We start from the raw sequence: 1,433 nt of genomic DNA, 5'->3' as shown, positions 1-1,433 counted from the left end.
CGGGGGGCGGGCGCCCCCGGGGCCCCGCCGCCCGCGCGGGGGGTGGCGGGGGGGGGGCCCGGGGGGGGGGGGGGGTCACGGGGGGCACGGCTCCCTGTGACCGGCCGGTGGGTTCAGTTGATGTGGAGCGTCGTGACGGTGCCGTAGTTCTTGGTGATGGCCTGGTTCTTGCCGAAAGTGTGGCGGTAGAGGGAGCCGTCGCCGGGCTCGTACTCGAAGTACCCGGCGTTGTTGCCGCTGCTGAAACTCGTGACCGACCTCTGGTCGATCCAGATGTCGCCGGCGTTCGCGAAGCACCTCCTGAAACCGGTGCCGTTGTCGTTGGTGATGCCGATGGTGAAGTAGTCGCTGGCAAACAGGCATTCGGCGAAGTTGACCTCGTTGGTCGCGTGGGCGGGCACGGTGCCGACGGCCAGAGCCATCATGGCGACCCCTGCGGCCACGGCGATTCGTCGCTTCAGCATGACGCAAACTCCCTGGTGTGTGAGGTGGGGCATGCGAGTCGAACTGAAGGGACACTAACAAGAGGTGTTGAGGTCGCAACCTGGTGTAACGATTTTCGGACATCATTCCAATTGCCGGGAATTTTGCGGGACTTTGCTGAGCCGAATTCCACACCTGTCACACCTGCCACACCTGTCACACGGACCCGCATGGCCGTCCGGGCCGGGCCGATTTGCTCCTCAAAGGAAGGCGACGGCGGGTCGTTTCGTCTACGGACCTGCTCGCCGTGCTGCGCCTGGGCGCCGCCGCCGCGGATGCCAACGGCGCCTTGGAGGTGTTCACTATCGGGTACCAGTCGTCGGTCCTGGCGCGGATCCACCAGGCGGGCCCGGACGGGCCGTGGTCGGCGCCCGAGCTCTTCGGTCCCGCCGGGGGCTGACCGCCGGCGGGCCCCGCGTGACGGAGCCGGGGAACGAGGCCCGGGGCCAGCCACCGCCACCGTTGCCGCCGTACGGCCGTCTGGCCATCGCCTCCGATCTGTCGGGGCACTGCTGGAAGGACACCGGGGAGTACGCCCGGCTGCGCCGTCTCGGTGTGGTCGACGACTGCGGGGGCTGTCAGGTCGGGCGGGCCCGGGGCCGGGCGTTCGACATGCTGGAGGAGCGCATCGGTCCGTTCGCCGGCGGCTGGCCGGCCGGCTTGGGCGCCGGATCCGTCCTGGCCGTTGCCGACGTTGCCGCCCGGCGTCGACGGGGCGGCCTTGGCGGCGGCCCCGTACGGGCCGTGACGAGCGGCGTGCTCGTGGGCGGTGACCGCTTGGGGAATCCCCCGGACCGGCGCAGGGGCGGCCGACGGGCCGAGCCGATCGGAGACGAGCCGTCGCCCGGTGGGTGGACACGTCGGTGCCCCCCCCGGGGGCGCCGACCCGCCCGCGGCTGCGCCCGGCCGGGCGGGGGGGGGGGGGGGGGGCCCCGGGGGGGGGGGGGGGG

The 1,433-nt window shown here is 72.3% G+C and carries 1 protein-coding gene; it reads right to left on the bottom strand.

From position 1 onward, the window contains the following. Positions 1-113 precede the first annotated feature (113 nt). Positions 114-464 carry a beta/gamma crystallin domain-containing protein gene (locus ACFV6I_RS19200; protein WP_063351706.1) on the bottom strand — a complete coding sequence of 117 codons (351 nt, stop codon included), beginning with the start codon at positions 462-464 and terminating at the stop codon, positions 114-116. Positions 465-1,433: the final 969 nt, after the last annotated feature.

The organism is Kitasatospora sp. NPDC059803, from assembly GCF_042732255.1.
Classification (GTDB): domain Bacteria; phylum Actinomycetota; class Actinomycetes; order Streptomycetales; family Streptomycetaceae; genus Kitasatospora.
Note: the sequence above shows the minus strand (reverse complement) of the source record. Positions and strands in the feature narration are given on the sequence as shown.